Consider the following 18,454-nt stretch of genomic DNA (forward strand, 5'->3'; position numbering starts at 1 on the left):
GCCCTCAGACCCGCCTCTGCAGGAGATCACGGATGATGGCGCCGGTCTTGTGCGCGCCGTCGAGATCGAGATCAGGCAAATCGCCCGCCGGCGCGGCGAGCGCCTTCTCGATCGACGCGCGCATCGTGTCCACGCCGAGCTCCGCTTCGGTCAGCATCAGTGCGCGACCGCGCTCCTGAAGGCGCATGGCGCGCGCGGTCTGCTCCGTCTCGCCGCCGGCGGTGAACGGAATGAGCAGCGAACGGACCCCGGCGCGCAGCACATCGCAGACCGTGTTGTAACCGGCTTGCGACACCGACAGTCTCGCTCCCGTCAGAAGGCTCGGGAAATCCTTGCGGAACCTGAAGACCTCGACATTCACGGAAGCGCGTCCGGACAACTCCCTGAAATCGGCATCGGGAAGATTGGGGCCGGCGATGATGCACCAGCGGAGATCCTTGGGCAGCAGGTCGCTCGCCCCGGCGGCCGCCCTGACGAGGTCCATTCCGACTGCGCCGCCGCCGGCGGAGACCACGATGTCGAAGATTTCCGAAGCGGGCGCCGGGGGTGGCGCGGCGACGAGGCCGGTATAAACGATCTTGTCGGCGATCTCGCCTTGCAGCGGAAAACTGTCTTCCAGCTTCGCGAAGCGCGCGTCGCCGTGAACGAGAACCGCATCGAAATAGGTTTCGACCAGCCCGACCGTTTCTTCATTGGCGCCCGGCTTGGACCGTTCCTGCAGGAGATCGCGGATCGAGGCGAGAACAAGCGGCCGTTTGACCGACGCGATTGCTTCCTTGAGCAGGGGCAGAAGCTCGAACCGAACCTGACGGCGTCCGAACGGGAATGCTTCGGTGATGAGCACATCCGGCGCGAAATCGCGGAAAGCGCTCAGCAAGAGATCGCGACGCCGAGTCTTGAAGTCGCCATCGACAGGGTGACCGTCGATGTCGACCAGCCCCGAGAAACCCTTGTCGCCCGTGGCGATCGCGGGCAGCGCGACGTGGCGTATCTCCGGGGGCGGGAAGCCGGGCACGGGCAAGCCGCCGGTGACGATGGCGACCTCGAATCCATCCGCAGCCAAGGCGCTGGCGATGCGGCTCGCGCGCGCCAGATGCCCGATTCCCAGGAGATGCTGCACATAAAACATCACCTTGAGGCGATCGGCGGGAGCTGGAGCCTGTGTCATGAGGAGGCCTTCCAAGCGCTCTCGAACAGCGCCGAGAGCTGGGTTATGCTGGTGTGAAAATCGAAGCGGCTGCGAACTTTATGCTCGGCTTCGGCGCCCAACCGATGCCGCAGGGCAGGATTTCGAATGGCCTGCTCCAGGGCCTTCGCGAGAGCGTCGGGATCTTCAGGCGGCGTCACGAAGCCGTTTTCGCCATCGGTCAACAATTCGGGCACGCCGGAAATCGCGGTCGACACGCATACCAGTCCCTGGCTCGAGGCCTCCACAAGCACATTGGGAAGACCATCGCGGTCGCCATCCTCGGTGATGCGGCAAGCGAGAGCGAAGATATCCGAGGTCCGGTAGGCGGAAAGCACGTCTTTCTGGTCGAGCGCGCCGCGCCAGTTCATGCGATCGGCAATCCCCGCCCGCGCCGCCTGCTCCTTGAGGCCGGGCAGTTTCTCGCCGTCGCCGATATGATCGAAGCGCCAATGCAGATCCTTCGGCAGGCGGCTCAGAGCCTCGATCAGAATGTCGAAGCCCTTCTTTCCCACGGCGCGGCCGACGCTCAGGATGCGAACCGGATCGGCCGGATCAGAACCGTCCCTCGCCGGCCTAGGCGTCTCGTTCGGCCCGAACCGGGCGAGATCCAGCCCGTGATAGCTCAGATGCACATCGCCCTGCGGGCCCGCGAGCCGGCTGAGATGGGTATGCCCGCTCTCGGTGCAGGTGACTGTCCAGCGGTTTGCGACCAGTTTTTCCTTGAGCTCCCAATCCGGAGAGGTCCAGATGTCCTTGGCATGCGCCGAACAGGTCCAGGGAATGCCGGTGATCAGGCTGGCGTAGTGGGCCACTGAAGCGGGCGTGTGGATGAAATGCGCATGCAGCCAGGAAAAACCCGTCGGCCATTCGGCGGCGAGAACCGCGGCTTGACCGAAGCGGCGAAAGCGGTTGCGGCTGATGTCGCGCGGCAGATCACGCAGGAATGCGCGCAACGCCTGGGAAAAGCCGGGTTTACGGAAGCTGGCGTACAGGCCCTTCAACACGCGGACCGGTTCTTCATGCAGATATTCCGGCAGATAGAAGACTGGCGCGCGGATTTCATCATGCACCGGATGGCGCTTCTTGTCGGTCGGACGGCGCATGGCTACGAGCGCCAGCTCAAATCCCGCCTGTTCGAGACCCAGGAGTTCCTGCGCGATGAATGTCTCCGAAAGACGCGGATAGCCTTTCAGGATAACGACGATTTTCCGACGGTCCATGACGCCTCGATGTTTTCGCAAGCCTTGCCGGAGCCCTTAAACCATCGCGGCGCCCACGTCACCCTTTCACCAGCATCAGCCGGTTTGGTTGGCGACGATCGTAGATCCTCCCGACGAGTTCGGATATGCGCGGCAGACCTTCGAGCCGGAGGCCCGCCTGGGCGCGTTTCGACGGCGCGGGTTGGGTCGGCAGCATCTTGAGCTTGGCGGCGAGCAGCAGCGGGTCTTCCGCCTGCTCCGGCAACAGCATGTCGACGAGACCGAGTTCGGTGGCCCGTTGAGCGCGGATCAACTGTTCCTCGCGCGGCTGCACGCGCGGCACGATCAGAGCCGGCTTGTCGAAGGACAGTATCTCGCAATAGGTGTTGTAGCCGCCCATCGCCACGACAGCCGTTGCGCCCGCCACGAGCTCTTCCATGCGATTGTCGAATTCGATGACCTCGAGATAGGGCACCGAGCGGCCCTTGCGGATCAGCTTCCGACGCTTCTTGGCCGGCATATAGGGGCCCAGCACCATCAGCGCGCGATGGGTCAGTTCCGGATCCTGCTGATAGGCGTGAATGACATTGTGAACGAGCTCGGCGCCGTCGCCGCCGCCGCCGGTGGTCACCAGAATATAGTCGCCTTCGGGCTTGTGGCCCGGAAGCTCTTCCCTAGGCACGTTGCGCTGCAGAAAACCGACGAAGTTCATCCGCTTGCGCACCGTCTCCGGCACATCGAGATCGACCAGCGGATCGTAGAAGTCCGGCGGCCCATAGACCCAGATCTCGTCGTAATATTTGGCGATCTTCGGCACCGCCTGCTTGCGCTCCCATTCGGCCTGCAACAGCCGGGGCGAGTCCATGACTTCGCGGAGACCGAGCACAAGGGTTGTTCCACGGGATTTCAGGAGCGCCAGCGTTTCCTCGACCTCGCCCTCGAGCCCCATCGGCTCCTTGTCGACGATGAAGATGTCTGGCTGGAAGGTCTCGGCCGTGTGGCGAATGATCGATTTGCGCATCTGCAGCGTGTCGTGCAGATCCATGTGCTGATCCATGGATTCGTACTGGCCATTGCGCAGCTTGATCACGCTGGGGATTTTCACGAAGTCGACGCGGGCGCGATAGTCGAAAGCGCCGGCGATGGTCGCGCCGGAGATGATCAGCACCTGCAGGCCGCGATAATCCTCGACCAGCGAATGAGCGATCGTCCGGCATCGCCTCAGGTGACCGAGACCGAACGTGTCATGGCTGTACATCAGGATGCGGGCGTCTTCGAGGCGGCGGGTCATGCTGCGGCGCCCAATCCGGCAAACACGACTATTCTGCGGGCGTCACTCTTCCACATGTCGAACTCACCTCATTTATAGGGATCAGCGGCGTCTCGCAGACCGTCGCCAAGGAAGTTGAACGCCAGTATCACCAGCATGACGGGGATAATAGGAAATAGCAGCCACGGATAAAAGGCTATGACGCTCACACTTTTCGCTTCTGTGAGCAGAATTCCCCAACTTGTGATCGGAGGACGCAGACCCAGACCCAGGAAACTCAGCGCCGTCTCCCCGAGAATCATGCCCGGCACCGACATCGTCGCGGTGGCGATCAGATGCGACATAAAGCCCGGCACCAGATGCCGCCCGATGATCCGGCTGCTTTTCGCGCCCATCAATTGGGCCGCGAGCACGTAATCCTCTTCGCGCAGCGACAGGAGTTTCGAACGGACGGCGCGGGCAAGCCCTGTCCAGTCGAGAAGGCCCAATATGGCCGTGATGCCGAGATAGATCAGCATGGGGCTCCAGGTCACCGGCATGATGGCCGCGAGCGCCATCCACAAGGGTATGCTAGGGATGGATTGCAACACTTCGATGATGCGCTGCACCACGAGATCGAAAATCCCGCCGAGATAGCCCGCCCAACCGCCGATGATCACGCCGAGGCTGAAGCTAATGGCGATGCCGATCAGGCCGATGGTCAACGAGATCCGCGCGCCGTAGATGATGCGCGACAGCACATCCCGGCCGAGGCGGTCCGTTCCCAACAGGAACATTTGCCCGCCTTCGGAAGGACAGACGAGATGCACATTGCTCTCGAACAGGCCCCAGAACCGGTAGGAATCGCTTCGGCAGAAGAAGCGCAGCGGCTGCACCTGGTCGGTCTGCTCGGTGTAGATACGCCTGAGCGTATCCATATCCAGCGTCATCTTCCGCCCATAGACGAAGGGCCCGACGAAAGAGCCTTCGTGGAACAGATGAATGGCCTGCGGCGGCGCGTGGATGAAATCAGGATGCCGGGAATGAAGATTATAGGGCGAAAGAAATTCCGCGATCATGATGATGAAATAGAGGATCATCAGGAACACGCCCGAAATCACCGCCAGCCGGTGACGGCGGAATTTCCACCACATCAGCTGCAGTTGCGAGGCCTTGTTGTAACGGCTCTGCTCGGCCGTGTCCTTTTCGATCGAATAGGGATCGAAGTGAGCGTCGGACACATAGTGGCGGAGCGGCGCGCCGGGTTCGGGTAGATAGGACGTCATTTGGTGCTCCCGCCCTGAAGACGAATGCGCGGGTCGAGGAAGGCGAGCGCGATGTCGGAGATAAGAACGCCGATCACCGTTAGAAAGGCGAGGAACATCAGGAAGGAGCCGGCGAGATACATGTCCTGGCTCTGCAGCGCCTTGATCAGCATCGGGCCGGTGGTTTCAAGCGACAGCACGATGGCCGTGATCTCTGCGCCGGAAATGATCGCCGGCAGGATCGAGCCGATGTCGGAAATGAAGAAATTCAGCGCCATGCGCAGCGGATATTTCACCAGCGCCTTGAACGGATGCATGCCCTTGGCGCGCGCCGTCACCACATATTGCTTCTGCAGCTCATCCAGCAGATTGGCGCGCAGTTTGCGGATCATGCTCGCCGTGCCAGCCGTGCCGATGATCAGCACGGGGATCCAGAGATGCTCCAGCACCGAGGTGAACTTCTCCCAACTCATCGGTTCGCCAAGATATTTCTGGTCCATCAGGTGGCCGACCGAAGTGCCGAACCAGATATTGGCGAAATACATCAGGATCAGCGCCAGCATGAAATTCGGGATCGCAAGCCCCAGAAGCCCGAGAAAGGTCAGACCATAGTCCGACCAGCTATACTGATGGGTCGCGGAATAGATGCCGATCGGAAAGGCGATCAGCCAGGTCAGGAGAATGGTGCAGAACGACACCAGCACGGTCAACCACAGACGGTCGCCTACAACGTCGGACACCGGCAGCTGATACTCGAAGGAATAGCCGAAATCGCCTTGCAGCATGCCGGCGACCCAGTGAAAATAGCGCAGCACCGGCGGCTGGTCGAAGCCGTATTCGTGGCGCAGTTCCTCGATCTCCTGCATGTCCACGGCTTCGCCCTGGGCCTGGATCTCTGCGACGTAGCTCTCGAAGTAATCGCCGGGCGGCAGTTCGATAATGGTGAAGATCAGCGCGGAAATGATCACCAGCGTCGGGATCATCACAAGGAAGCGCCAGGCGATGTAACGCAGCATGGTCAGGCTTCCTCCTGGTACCAGAACGTGTCCGGCATGTAGACGCCGAGATAGCAGGTCGGGTCAAACCCGAACAAACCCTTGTCCGGCATGTTCTGCAGCCGGGCGGCGCGCATCATCGGCTGCAGCGCCGAATTGACGATGCCGATGGAAAACACCTGATCGGAATAGATCGACAGCATCTCGTCCCAGATGCGCCGGCGCTCCTCAGTGGCGCTTGCATGCCGCCACTGGCCGAGGAGATCGACGAGCTTCTGCGGCTCGGGCATCTCAGGCGCTTTGCCCTCCATCCCGTTCGACAGGTAATAGCTGCCCCAGAGCGGCCATTGCAGCTGTTCGTCGGAGGTCGGAGCCAGCTGTCCTGGGTTCATGTCGGCCGTCGGCACGCCATTGTCGAGCCCGGTCCACATCGACATCATGATCGTGCCGCTGATGGCGCGGCTGCGAAACACGTCGCGCTGGGACGTCTTGATGAACAGCGACACGCCGATTTCGCGCCAGTGATCGGTGATCAGTTCGAGGAGATCGGTTTCCAGCGTGCTTTCGCCCGCGGTCTCCACGATGATCTGCAAGGAGCGACCATCGGGCAACAGGCGAAGGCCGTCATCGTCGCGCTCCGTCAAGCCGATCTCGTCGAGGAGCTTGTTGGCGGCTGCAGGATCGAACGTCGCCCAGGCCGTCTTGAGTTCGGGCTTGAACAAGGGGCTTTCCGGCAGCACCGTGTCGGCGCTTTCGGCGGCAAGCCCGTAGAACACCACTTTGTTGATCTCGCTGCGATCGATGGCCAGCGACAGCGCCCGCCGGAACCTGACATCGCGCATCAGCGTCTGCCAGACCGGATCGGCCGTGTTGAGATTGGGCAACAGCGCCGCCTGCGAGCCCGTTGTCCGCTTCCATAGCGACACTTTCACAGGATAGCGCTTCTCCGCGTCCTTCATGAAGGCGTAATCAGTGAAGTCGAGCCCGCGGAACTGCAGATCCGCCTCGCCGGCGCCGGTCTTGGCCGCGATGATGTCGTTGGCGCTGACGCTCAACAGGATCCGGTCGATATAGGGCAGCTGCAATCCGTTTTCGTCGACGCGATGGAAGAAAGGGTTGCGTTCGAAGACGAATTGTTCCGACGGCGGCGCGGTGGTGTTGCGCCACGGGTCGAGCGTCGGAAGATCAGGGTTCTCGGGTCGATAGCTGCGCGACATCTTGATGTGCAGATCGACCCACTTCTTGGCCTTGTATTCCTTCATCAGCGAACTCAGGCGAAACTCGTCCTGATAGCGCTTGTGGAACTGTTTCATATAGGCCGCCGGCATCACCATCACCAAGGGCTGCGGCGCGGCGATGCGTGGCAAGAAATCGGGATTGGGCGATTTCCACGTATAGCGGACGGTATAGGCGTCCAGCACTTCGAAACCTGGGCCCTCGCCATCGACAAGCAACTCGCGCGGCAGGCCGCCGCGCTTGAGATCCTTGTCCATATAGACGTCTTCCCAGGTATAGCGGAAATCCTCCGAGGTCAGCAGCGAACCATCCGACCAGCGATGCCCCTCGCGAATCTTGAAGGTGAAGACGCGATCTTCGATCGACTCGAAGCTCTCCAGGATATCGGGCTGCAGCGCCAGATTCTCGTCATAGCCGACCAGTCGGGCATAGCCGTTGATCGTCATCAGGCGGATGTCTTTCTGGCTGCCGATGATGCTGCGCACCGTGCCGCCATAGACGCCGGGCTTGCGGCCCATATCCCCGAGATTGACCACCCGGGGATGGCGGGGGAGCCGCATCTCGATCGGATCGAGCGAGCCGGCGAGAAGCCGCTCTTCAAAAAACTTGGGTTCGCGGCCAGCCGCGCGCACGCCAACCGGAAGAAGCGTCGCCGCCATCGCGCCGAGAAAGGTTCGCCTGTCCATCATGAGCGCAACTCCCGCGCATCTACGGTCTGTCTCGCCAGAACGAAATGCCCGTCGCCGAGATCCGCCGGCGCCAGCGCATATTCATCGACTTCCTCGCGGAATTGCGGGCTCCAGCTCTTCTGGTCGGAGGCCCCGTTGGCGAGCAGCGTGTTGAAATCCAGCGGGCGATCGAGATCGGGAAAGGGCACCGCGGCCAGAAGCGACTTGGTGTAGGGATGCACGGGCTCCCGCATAAGCTTGTGCCGCGGCGCGATCTCGACGAGACGCCCCCGGCACATCACCGCGATGCGATCCGCCATGTAATCGATCACCGCGAGATTATGCGAGATGAAGATGTAGGTGAGCGAAAGCTCCGACTGCAGATCCTTGAGAAGATTGAGGATCTGCGCCTGCACCGACACGTCGAGCGCCGACACCGGCTCGTCGCAGATCACCAGTTCGGGCCGAAGCGCGAGGGCGCGGGCGATGCCGACACGCTGTCGCTGGCCGCCGGACAGACCGTGCGGATAGCGGTTGAGGTGGCGCTTCTCCAGGCCCACGGCTTCGATCAGAGCCGCGACCTTTTCTGCCCGCTTGGCCGCGTCGCCACGACCGTGGATTTCCAGGGGCTCGGCGACCACATTCTGGATCGTCATGCGCGGCGACAGCGACGACACCGGGTCCTGAAACACCATCTGGATCTTGGTCCGCAGATCGCTGAGGCCCGCGCCCTCGGCGGTGAGAACGTCGATATCGCGGCCATCGGCGCCGTTGAAGGTCACGGCGCCCGCATCGGGCGTCACGGCGCGCATCAGGATCTTGCTGAGCGTGGTCTTGCCGCAACCGCTTTCGCCCACCAGACCGAGGCATTCGCCGCGCCGAACGTCGAAGCTCACATCGCGGACGGCGGGCGTCTTGTTCGTATCAGCCTTGCGGGACCAGATCGACTTGCCCTTGCTGAAAGTCTTGGAAATGTTGCGCACGCTCAGGATCACGTCGGACGCTTTGGCGGACACCGCTTCGCCCTGACCGACCAGCGAGTGGACATTGACCTTGGCCTCGCGCAGAGATTTCAGCCGCTCCCCCGGTCCCATATCGAAATGCGGCACAGCAGCCAGCAACGCCTTGAGATAAGGATGAGAGGGCGCGCGGAAGATCTCGTCGACCGGTCCTGCTTCCATGATCTCGCCGTGATAGATCACCACCACTTCATCGGCGACATTGGCGACGACGCCGAGATCGTGGGTGATCAGCAGAATCGCCATGCCGAGCTTGGCCTGCAAATCCTTGAGCAGTTTGAGGATCTGGGCCTGAATGGTGACGTCGAGCGCCGTGGTCGGCTCATCGGCGATCAAAAGCGAAGGACGGCAGATCAACGCCATGGCGATCATCGCGCGCTGGCGCATGCCGCCGGAGAGTTCGAACGGATACATGCCGAAAGCGCGCGCAGGATCGACAAAGCCGACCAGTCCAAGCATCTCCTCGGTGCGGCGGCGGCGCTCATCGGCAGAGATGTCCTCGTGTATAGCGAGAACCTCGGAAATCTGGTTGCCGATCGTGTGCAGCGGCGACAGCGAGGTCATCGGCTCCTGAAAGATCATCGCCATGCGATTGCCGCGCAGCGCGCGGATATCACGCCCGTCACGCTGCAGGCCGACAATGTCGATCGGTCCCTTCGAACAGAGATCGTCATTGAAAAGGATGCGGCCGGAGGCGCGGGCGATCGACGGAAGAATACCCATCACAGCTTGGCTGATGACCGACTTTCCGGATCCCGATTCGCCCACCAACGCGGTAATCTTGCCCGGAGACACACGTAACGACGCCTTTTTCACGACATCGATCTTCCCTCCCAGCAAAGAGAAGGAGATGCTCAGGTCTTCGATCCTGAGGAGATCCCGTCCAAGGCTCATTCCACTATTTCCCTATCGCGCCCAAGACGCTCCATTTTCTTTTTTCCGGGAGGCTAACGCATGACCGGGAATGCGTCTATGCGCCGTTCACAATATTTTTATGAACATTGTCCCATTCGTTACTTGATGGCCGCGCAGAGCGCTTCGTCGCGCAACACGTCGCGACAATCCGCCGATCGGCGGAAATCATCGTAGTAGAGCGACCACACGCCATCACGCGCGGCGCGATAGGGGCCGAACTTGAAATACTGATTGGGCCCGAGACCTTTTCCCTGATGCCCGATCCGTCCCTTGACCGTCGCCACCCAGCTCTTGTTGGCGAAAATCTCGATATGGCCGTCTCCATTTGGCCCCGGCTTGCTCAGGACCGCGAAGTCGATCCAGCCGGACGACGGCTTCGGCAATTCGCCGCGTTCAGTCACCTGAATGGCCGAGGTGCAGCTTGTAAATTCACCGCCGTCCTGAGGCGTCCACGATTTATCGCCGGCCACAAAGGCGCGCATCTGATTGACCTTCGGCCGCAACCAGACAGGCGTTCCGCCGGCTGCGCAGGCGTTCTGGACATTGTCCGCGCCGGTCGTCGCGCCCTCATCGAAGAGGTCGGTCTCAACGGTGATGAACAGTTTGCCGTTGCGCATCCGAAACGCCAGGAAAGGGCTGTAGTCACCCTCGGCATCCGCTTCGATCTCGCGCTTCCATTGGGCGATCAGATAGCGGTGATCGTCATCGGGAATGGGTTCTGCGAATTTGACCGCGAAACCGAACCAGACGGGGCTCTCATAGGGCACGCGAAGTTCGGGCTTCTCCCAGATCTCAGCGCGTTCGCTGCAGCCGTCCTCCTGCGCATTGCAGAGCGGACGCACCGAAAGCTTCAACGCGCCCTTGCCTTCGAAGACATCGGCGCCCTGAAACTCGACAGAACCGGCTCGCTGCTCGGCATTGTCCTTGTAATAGAGGCCGCCTTGCGGGGCAAAATCCTGTCCTTCGAAAAGATCCTCAAGATGCGTATTCAGGGGATCGGACAGCACAGGCGCAGCGGCCAGTAAGGACATCAACACCCCCGACATCAGGACACGGATCATTTCACAACTCTCACGCTAAAGTCTCGGCGCAACGGCCGCGCCACGGTTTTCGGCAGACACTATAATCGGAAACCGAAGCAGCGCCAGATCCACCGTCTCACTTCGCCGGCATACAAATGTGAGCGCCCGCGCAACGTTCCCTGTTCGAATCGACGGGGCATCGTGACGCGGCCTTCAGCGGCCGGCCGCTTCCTTGAGGATGGCGGCGAAGCGCGGCTCGAAAGCGCGGCCGATGGGTTCTGCGGCCGCGCCGAGCGCGACGGCCCAGGGATCGAACATTCCGGCTTTCAGGCGCGGCGCCGTCCGATCGCGGCGCTCGGCGTTTGACGGCAGCAGCGGCTCGATGGCGGCGATCAACCGGTTCGCGAGCGCTGGCGGCGCGCCGCCGGAGATGACGATCGACTGTGGGTCGAACACCGTCTCGATCAGATGCACTGCCCAGCGAAGGTCGCGCGCGGCGGCGTCGATCCAGGCCAGCAGGGCCGGGTCATCCACTTCGACCAATCGCGTGATGATGTCGTGTAAATCGCCGGCAGCGGGATCGAGGCCGAGGGCCTGATAGAGCGAGGCGAGCGACGCCTTGTGTTCGAGCGGCGTCAGGCGCCCTCCGTCCGAGAACAGCGCCATGCCGATTTCGCCGGCATTGCCATGGGCTCCACTGTAGAGTTCGCCGCCCAGAATGAGACCAGCGCCGATGCCGTAGCCGAGATAAAGACAGACGGCGTGATCGAGGCCATGGGCGGCTCCGACCATCCGTTCGGCGGTGGCGCAGGCCGCCGCGTCGTTCTGCAGCGCCACGTCGAGCCCGGTTCCGGCGGCGAGCGTCTCCAAGAGCGGAAAGGCCTGCCAGGCCCCCATCATCCAGGGATCGTCGGCGGCAGGCTCAAGTCCAAAAGGGCCTGGCATCGCCACGCCGAGACCCGCCAGCCGGCTTTCGGCCTCGGGTCGGAGCGCCTTGAGCTCGCGCCGCGTCTGCTCAATGAGGTCGAGGATGACGCGCACGCCGCGCGCCGGCCCGTCCGGCGGCAGCGCCGCCTCGGATCGCACCAAAACATTGCCGACGAGGTCAACGGCGATCGCCCGCGTCATATGCCGGTCGATTTGCAGGCCGATGGCGAAAGCGCCCTCCGGCACCAGGCGATAGGGCGTCGAAGGCTGGCCGCGCCCCTTGCGCACCACGTCCTCCGACATCACCAGGCCATCCAGTTCAAGCGCTTCGATCAGGTTGGAGATCGTCTGCTTGGTCAGCCGCGTCGCCCGGGCCAGATCGGCGCGCGACAATTGCCCGTTCAGCCGGAGCGCGTCGATGATGACGCGTTTGTTATGCGCGCCTGCGCCTTCCTGATTGGTGCCGCTCTTGGCGCGGATGGTTCTGACATCATGCATGCGAAATACCCTCTTGACACCAATAGAATATTCTACAAGGATTAAGTCAATATGTTTGACTTAATAAGGAACCGAAGAGTTCCGGGAAACGCGAAGGCGCAAGGCATGCGCTGCGACGCTCCACATCCGACGGGTTTTCGGACCCTTTCGAACACCGCTTCGACCTCCGGGCCGCGGCGGACATCAAGCGTAGCCACTCACTGGAGGCAGACATGTTGAAATCCCTGACAATGACCCTTATGGGCGCAGCCGCCATCGGCGCGGCCTTCGCCTCGCAGGCGTTCGCCGAAACCAAGATCAATGCGCTGTTCATGGCGCAGGCCGCCTATAGCGAAGCCGATGTGCGCGCGATGACCGAGGCCTTCACCAAGGCCAATCCCGACATTTCGGTCAATCTCGAATTCGTCCCCTATGAAGGCCTTCACGACAAGACCGTGCTCGCCCAGGGCTCGGGCGGCGGCTATGACGTCGTGCTGTTCGATGTGATCTGGCCGGCCGAATACGCGTCCAACACTGTGTTGGTCGACGTCTCCTCCCGCATTACCGACGACATGAAGAAGGGCGTGCTGCCGGGCGCCTGGACCACCGTGCAGTATGACGGCAAGTCCTACGGCATGCCCTGGATCCTCGACACCAAATATCTGTTCTACAACAAGGAAATCCTGGAAAAGGCTGGCATCAAGACCCCGCCGAAGACCTGGGACGAATTGAAGGAACAGGCCAAGATCATCCAGGACAAAGGTCTTTTGAAGACCCCGATCGCCTGGTCCTGGTCGCAGGCCGAAGCCGCGATCTGCGATTACACGACGCTGGTGAGCGCCTATAAGGGCGACTTCATCAAGGACGGCAAGCCGGTCTTCGATCAGGGCGGAGCTCTCGATGCGCTGAAATATATGGTCGACAGCTATACGTCTGGCCTCACCAATCCGAACTCCAAGGAATTCCTCGAAGAGGATGTCCGCAAGGTGTTCCAGAACGGCGACGCGGCCTTCGCGCTGAACTGGACCTATATGTACAACATGGCCAACGACCCCAAGGACAGCAAGGTCGCGGGCAAGGTCGGCGTCGTGCCGGCCCCAGGCGTTGCGGGCAAGAGCGACGTCTCCGCCGTCAACGGCTCGATGGGTCTCGGCGTCACCACCGCCAGCAAGCATCCGGACGAAGCCTGGAAATACATCGAGTTCATGACCTCGCAGCAGGTGCAGAACCAGTACGCCAAACTGAGCCTGCCGATCTGGGCTTCCTCATACGCAGATCCGGCCGTCACCAAGGGCCAGGAGGAGCTGATCGCGGCTGCGAAACTCGGTCTCGCCGCCATGTATCCGCGTCCGACCACGCCGAAATATCAGGAAATGTCGACCGCGCTGCAACAGGCGATCCAGGAAGCGCTGCTCGGTCAGTCTTCCCCCGAAGATGCGCTGAAGACTGCCGTCGAAAATTCCGGGCTCTGAGCCCCGCCGCGGGCGGCGATGCGCCGCCCGCCTTTTCGACCATCCCAATCCCAACAATTTGAAGAGGACGGTATGTCCAGCACCTGGCTCACGACCCGGGCGTGGCTTCTCATGCTCCCGCTGCTCGCGGTGATGATCGCCGTGATCGGCTGGCCGATGATCGATACGGTCAGGCTGTCCTTCACCGACGCCAAACTCGTGGGCACGCCGGGCCATTTCGTCGGCCTCGACAATTACGTGAAGATGCTCTCGGGCTCCAACTTCCGCCGGACGCTGATCACCACCACCTGGTTTGCGGTGATCTCGGTGACGGCGGAAATGGTGCTCGGCGTGCTCGCCGCTCTCCTTCTCAATCAGCAATTCTACGGCCGCACGCTGCTGCGCGCGCTGATGATCCTGCCCTGGGCGCTGCCGACCATCGTCAACGCCACGCTGTGGCGGTTGATCTACAATCCCGAATATGGCGCGCTCAACGCCGCCCTCACCCAGATCGGCCTGATCTCGGACTATCGCTCCTGGCTCGGCGAACCGGGCGCGGCCATGGCGGCGCTGATCGTCGCCGATTGCTGGAAGAATTTTCCGCTCGTCGCGCTCATCGCGCTGGCCGCACTCCAGGCCGTGCCGCGCGACATCGTCTCCGCCTCGCTGGTGGATGGCGCGAGCGCCTGGAAGCGCTTCCGCTTCGTGATCCTGCCCTATCTCGCCGGCCCCTTGATGGTGGCGCTGGTGCTGCGGACGATCGAGGCCTTCAAGGTGTTCGACATCATCTGGGTCATGACCCGCGGCGGTCCGGCCAACTCCACCCGCACGCTGTCGATCCTCGTCTATCAGGAAGCCTTCTCCTTCCAGCGCGCGGGATCCGGCGCCTCTCTCGCCCTCATCGTCACATTGATCGTCACCCTGCTTGCGCTCGCCTATGGCGCGCTGGTGCGTAAGACCGCCGGGAGCGCCGCGTGATGGAACGTCAAAGCCCCCTCTTCTCGATCTTCATCCACCTCGCCGCGCTGCTGCTCGCGCTGATCATCCTCGCGCCGCTCGTCTGGCTGTTCATCATGAGCATCGCGCCCGCCGCCGATCTCGCCGCCAAGCCTCTGAAATGGTGGCCGTCGGAGATGGATTTTTCGCGCTACGCCACCCTTCTGTCGACCATCGAGAACAGCGCCGGCGCGGCCTTCACCTCGTCGCTGCGCAACAGCCTGATGGTCTCAGGCATGGCGACGGTCGCCGCCATCCTGCTCGCCATTCCCGCCGGTTGGGCCGTGTCGCGCACGCCCTCGGTCGGCTGGTCGCTGACGCTGGTGATCGGCACCTACATGCTGCCGCCAGTGGCGCTCGCAGTGCCGCTCTATATGGCGCTCGCCCATTTCGGCATGCTCAACAATGTCTTCGGCCTGGCGCTGGTTTATCTGACCATCCTCGCGCCCTTCACCACCTGGCTGATGAAATCCGGCTTCGACGGCATTCCGCGCGAACTGGAATCGGCGGCGATGATCGATGGCGCGAGCCTGTTTCAGACCCTGCGCATCGTCACCCTCCCTCTAGCCTTGCCGGTGATGGCAACCTCGGCGCTGTTCGCCTTCCTGCTCGCCTGGGACGAATTCTTCTATGCGCTGCTGTTCACCTCCGACCAGCGCGCCAAGACGCTCACCGTGGCCATCGCCGATCTCGCCGGCGGCCGCGTCTCCGATTACGGGCTCATTGCCGCAGCCGGCGTGCTCGCCGCTTTGCCGCCGGTCGCCGTGGGTCTTCTGATGCAAAGGGCGCTGATATCAGGCCTCACCAATGGCGGCGTGAAGGGATGATCATGACCGAGAAAAATACGCGTCCGGACGGACTTTTGGCCATCGACCGCGAAATGGCCCGCCAGCATGCGGACGCCATCGCTTCCTACGAGGCCGCCCGTGACGGCGCGGTCGCAATTGCCGCTTCATTGAGAAAAACCGGCAAGCTTCTGCTGCTCGGCATGGGCGGCTCCCATGCCGTCAGCCGCGCGGTCGAGCCACTTTACCGCGCCCTCGGCATCGACGCCCTGGCCATTCCGCTGTCCGAGCAACTCGGCGCGCCGCTGTCGCTCAATGGCAAGACGGTCATCGTCACCTCGCAATCCGGCGAAAGCGCCGAAGTCGTCCGCTGGTTCAAGGAAACGGGCGCGACGGCCGAGACGTTCGGGCTGACGCTGGAGGCCGGCTCCTTCCTCGCCGACGCGGCGCCGAGCCTGATCGGCGCCGGCGGCACCGAGCGCGCCTTCGCCGCGACGCGGAGTCTGACCATCACTTTCGCCCTGCATCTTGCGGTGTTCGAGGCCTTGGGCGAAGATCCCTCCGCCGCACTCGTCGCGCTCAATGCGCCCGAAAATCCGGACATAACGCCTGCGCTCGCCGCTTTTTCGAACGTGAAGACCGTAGTGACCTCGGGTCGCAGGCTGCAGGGCGTCGCCGAGGCGTTGGCTCTCGGTCTCACCGAACTGTCGCGCCTGCCCTGTTTCTCGCTCGAAGGCGGTCAATTGCGCCACGGCCCGATGGAAATGCTGTCGCCCGATATCGGCGTCGCGCTGTTCCGTGGTCGGGACGCCACATCCGATCTGGTGACGGCGATGGCGACATCAGTGGTCGCCATCGGCGCGCCGCTGGTCATTTTCGACGCCTCGGGCGAAGCTCCGGTCGACGGCGCTGTCACCATTCCCTTCAAGCCGGCGAGCGGCATGGCCGCCATTTTTGCGATGCTGCCGACGGCGCAGCGCCTGATGGTCGCCTTTGCCGAGGCGCGCGTGCCCGACGCCGGCACGCCTGTCCGCTCGTCCAAGATCACGCGGAGCGAATGAATGAAGCCGCTTGCCGTCATCGGTAACGTCAATGTTGATCTGATCATGGGTCCCGCCGCGCCCTGGCCGCAGCCGGGAACCGAGATCATCGTCGACCACAACGAATTGCGCGTCGGCGGCGCCGCGGGCAACACCGCGCTCGCATGGATGGCTTTGGACACGCCGTTCACCATCGCCGCCAATATCGGCGACGACCAATTCGGCCGCTGGCTACAAGGCGAATTCGGCGCGCGCGGCGCCGCCTGGCCCGCCCGACCGGAGGGCACGACGATCTCGGTCGGCATCACCCATCCCGACGGCGAACGCACCTTCTTCACCACCAAGGGCCATCTCCCTCATTTCAACCTCGCCGATACACAGACGATGCTGGAGACTTCGACGCTCAACGGCGGCTATGCCCTGCTCTGCGGCTCCTTCCTCACCGATGCCTTGACCCGCGACTACGACGCGCTGTTCGACTGGCTGGACGCGCAAGGCGCATCGGCCGCGCTCGACACCGGCTGGCCGCTCGACGGCTGGACGGAGGCCAATTGCGCCGCGACGCGCGCCTGGCTTGGCCGCTGCCGTCTGGCGCTGATGAACGAGATCGAGACCACAACGCTGACGGGCGCCGCCGATCCGATTGAGGCGGCGCGCGCGCTGAAAGCGATCATGCCGGAGGGCGCGATCGTCGTAGTCAAGCGCGGCCCTGAAGGAGCGATCGCCATTGATGCGGATGGAGCGCTTCACATCGCATCCGCCCCGAAAGTCGAGGTCATCGACACGATCGGCGCCGGCGACGTCTTCAACGCCGGCTTCCTCGATGCGCTCGCCAGGGATAAATCGCTGACCGCCTGCCTCGAAGCCGGAGTCACCATTGCCTCGCGCGCGGTTTCGACGTTTCCGCGCCGCTACGACATTATCCAGCAAGGAGACGCCGCATGAGCGCGCTCACCATCGACAAGATCCGCAAGAATTATGGCGATGTCGAAACGCTGAAGGGCATCGACATCGCGCTGGAGAGCGGCGAGTTCCTCGTTCTCCTCGGCTCTTCCGGCTGCGGAAAATCGACGCTGCTGAACATCATCGCAGGCTTGGCTGAGCCGACCAGCGGCGATGTGCGTATTGGCGAGCGCTCGGTGGTCGGCGTGCATCCCAAGGATCGCGACATCGCCATGGTGTTCCAGTCCTATGCGCTCTATCCCAATCTGACCGTGGCGCGGAACATCGGCTTCGGGCTGGAAATGCGCAAGGTCCCTGCCGCTGAACGCGACAAGGCGGTGCGCGACGCCGCCCGTCTCCTCCAGATCGAAAACCTGCTCGACCGCAAGCCAAGCCAGTTGTCGGGCGGGCAACGCCAGCGCGTGGCCATCGGCCGCGCGCTGGTTCGCCACCCCAAGGTCTTCCTGTTCGACGAACCCCTATCCAATCTCGACGCCAAGCTGCGCATGGAGATGCGCACCGAGCTCAAGCGCCTGCACCAGATGATGAAGACCACCGTCGTCTATGTGACGCATGACCAGATCGAGGCGATGACGCTCGCCACCCGCATCGCGGTGATGCGCAACGGCCGGATCGAACAGCTCGACACGCCCGAAGCGATCTACAACCGCCCCGCCACGCTCTATGTCGCAACCTTCGTCGGCGCGCCGCCGATGAATTTGCTCAACGCAAAGCGTAGCGAAAGCGGCCTGATGATCGAAGGCTCGGATATCGAAATCCCGCTGTCCGAAGGCGCCGAAGCCCTCCCTCTCGGCAAATCGGTCATCGTCGGCGTCAGGCCGGAAGCGCTGAAGCCGGGCGGCGAAGGCGTCCGGCTTCCTGTAGAGGTGGAGGTGACGGAATTGACGGGGCCAGAGATCATTCTGACCGGGAAGGTCGGCTCACAACGCGTTCTCGCTTCCGCCCCGCCCTATAGCCGCGTCCAGCCTGGCGACGTGGTGGAACTCACGGCGCCGCTCGCCGCCTTGCATCTGTTTGATCCGAAAAAGGGGTTGCGGCTGAACTGATCGATTGGGCGG

General features: G+C 62.7%; 15 protein-coding genes. 6 read left to right on the top strand and 9 right to left on the bottom strand.

The window, feature by feature from the left end:
- Positions 1-4: 4 nt before the first annotated feature.
- The 9 genes from E8Q41_RS22405 to E8Q41_RS22445 form a co-directional block, all read right to left on the bottom strand.
- Positions 5-1,168 carry a glycosyltransferase gene (locus E8Q41_RS22405; protein ID WP_137157799.1) on the bottom strand — a complete coding sequence of 388 codons (1,164 nt, stop codon included), beginning with the start codon at positions 1,166-1,168 and terminating at the stop codon, positions 5-7.
- Entirely contained in the window at positions 1,165-2,409 is a 1,245-nt protein-coding gene (locus tag E8Q41_RS22410) for a glycosyltransferase (protein WP_137157800.1), read from the bottom strand. Before E8Q41_RS22410 ends, E8Q41_RS22405 begins: the two co-directional genes overlap by 4 nt.
- Positions 2,410-2,467: 58 nt before the next feature.
- Positions 2,468-3,679: a glycosyltransferase family protein gene (locus E8Q41_RS22415; RefSeq protein ID WP_137157801.1), complete on the bottom strand. Its 1,212-nt coding sequence runs from the start codon at positions 3,677-3,679 to the stop codon at positions 2,468-2,470.
- 68 nt (positions 3,680-3,747) lie between these two features.
- The gene (locus E8Q41_RS22420; RefSeq protein ID WP_137157802.1) at positions 3,748-4,923 is read right to left on the bottom strand and encodes an ABC transporter permease; all 1,176 of its coding nucleotides are present in this window, start codon (positions 4,921-4,923) and stop codon (positions 3,748-3,750) included.
- Positions 4,920-5,918, bottom strand: a complete 999-nt coding sequence (locus E8Q41_RS22425) for an ABC transporter permease (protein ID WP_137157803.1) — start codon at positions 5,916-5,918, stop codon at positions 4,920-4,922. The genes E8Q41_RS22420 and E8Q41_RS22425 overlap by 4 nt, the downstream gene beginning before the upstream one ends.
- A 2-nt stretch (positions 5,919-5,920) precedes the next feature.
- Positions 5,921-7,822, bottom strand: a complete 1,902-nt coding sequence (locus E8Q41_RS22430) for an ABC transporter substrate-binding protein (RefSeq protein ID WP_137157804.1) — start codon at positions 7,820-7,822, stop codon at positions 5,921-5,923.
- A complete protein-coding gene (locus E8Q41_RS22435) occupies positions 7,819-9,714 on the bottom strand; it encodes an ABC transporter ATP-binding protein (RefSeq protein WP_137157805.1) in 1,896 nt (631 codons plus the stop codon). The genes E8Q41_RS22430 and E8Q41_RS22435 overlap by 4 nt, the downstream gene beginning before the upstream one ends.
- Before the next feature lie 119 nt (positions 9,715-9,833).
- Complete coding sequence (locus E8Q41_RS22440; RefSeq protein ID WP_246660296.1) at positions 9,834-10,766, bottom strand: polysaccharide lyase; 933 nt, start codon at positions 10,764-10,766, stop codon at positions 9,834-9,836.
- 204 nt (positions 10,767-10,970) lie between these two features.
- Entirely contained in the window at positions 10,971-12,182 is a 1,212-nt protein-coding gene (locus tag E8Q41_RS22445) for an ROK family transcriptional regulator (RefSeq protein WP_137157807.1), read from the bottom strand.
- Positions 12,183-12,394: 212 nt separating this feature from the next.
- Here E8Q41_RS22445 and E8Q41_RS22450 point away from each other — a divergent pair, with 212 nt between their 5' ends.
- From E8Q41_RS22450 to ugpC, 6 genes are all read left to right on the top strand, one after another.
- On the top strand, positions 12,395-13,633 hold the full coding sequence (locus tag E8Q41_RS22450) for an extracellular solute-binding protein (RefSeq protein WP_137157808.1): 1,239 nt from the start codon (positions 12,395-12,397) through the stop codon (positions 13,631-13,633).
- Positions 13,634-13,705: 72 nt separating this feature from the next.
- On the top strand, positions 13,706-14,590 hold the full coding sequence (locus E8Q41_RS22455) for a sugar ABC transporter permease (protein WP_137157809.1): 885 nt from the start codon (positions 13,706-13,708) through the stop codon (positions 14,588-14,590).
- A complete protein-coding gene (locus tag E8Q41_RS22460) occupies positions 14,590-15,435 on the top strand; it encodes a carbohydrate ABC transporter permease (protein ID WP_137157823.1) in 846 nt (281 codons plus the stop codon). Before E8Q41_RS22455 ends, E8Q41_RS22460 begins: the two co-directional genes overlap by 1 nt.
- Positions 15,432-16,454 carry an SIS domain-containing protein gene (locus tag E8Q41_RS22465; protein ID WP_137157810.1) on the top strand — a complete coding sequence of 341 codons (1,023 nt, stop codon included), beginning with the start codon at positions 15,432-15,434 and terminating at the stop codon, positions 16,452-16,454. The genes E8Q41_RS22460 and E8Q41_RS22465 overlap by 4 nt, the downstream gene beginning before the upstream one ends.
- Positions 16,455-17,378: a PfkB family carbohydrate kinase gene (locus E8Q41_RS22470; protein ID WP_137157811.1), complete on the top strand. Its 924-nt coding sequence runs from the start codon at positions 16,455-16,457 to the stop codon at positions 17,376-17,378.
- The gene (gene ugpC / locus E8Q41_RS22475; protein ID WP_137157812.1) at positions 17,375-18,442 is read left to right on the top strand and encodes a sn-glycerol-3-phosphate ABC transporter ATP-binding protein UgpC; all 1,068 of its coding nucleotides are present in this window, start codon (positions 17,375-17,377) and stop codon (positions 18,440-18,442) included. Before E8Q41_RS22470 ends, ugpC begins: the two co-directional genes overlap by 4 nt.
- Positions 18,443-18,454: the final 12 nt, after the last annotated feature.

It is taken from the genome of Rhizobium sp. FKL33 (assembly GCF_005222915.1).
Classification (GTDB): domain Bacteria; phylum Pseudomonadota; class Alphaproteobacteria; order Rhizobiales; family Rhizobiaceae; genus Rhizobium_E.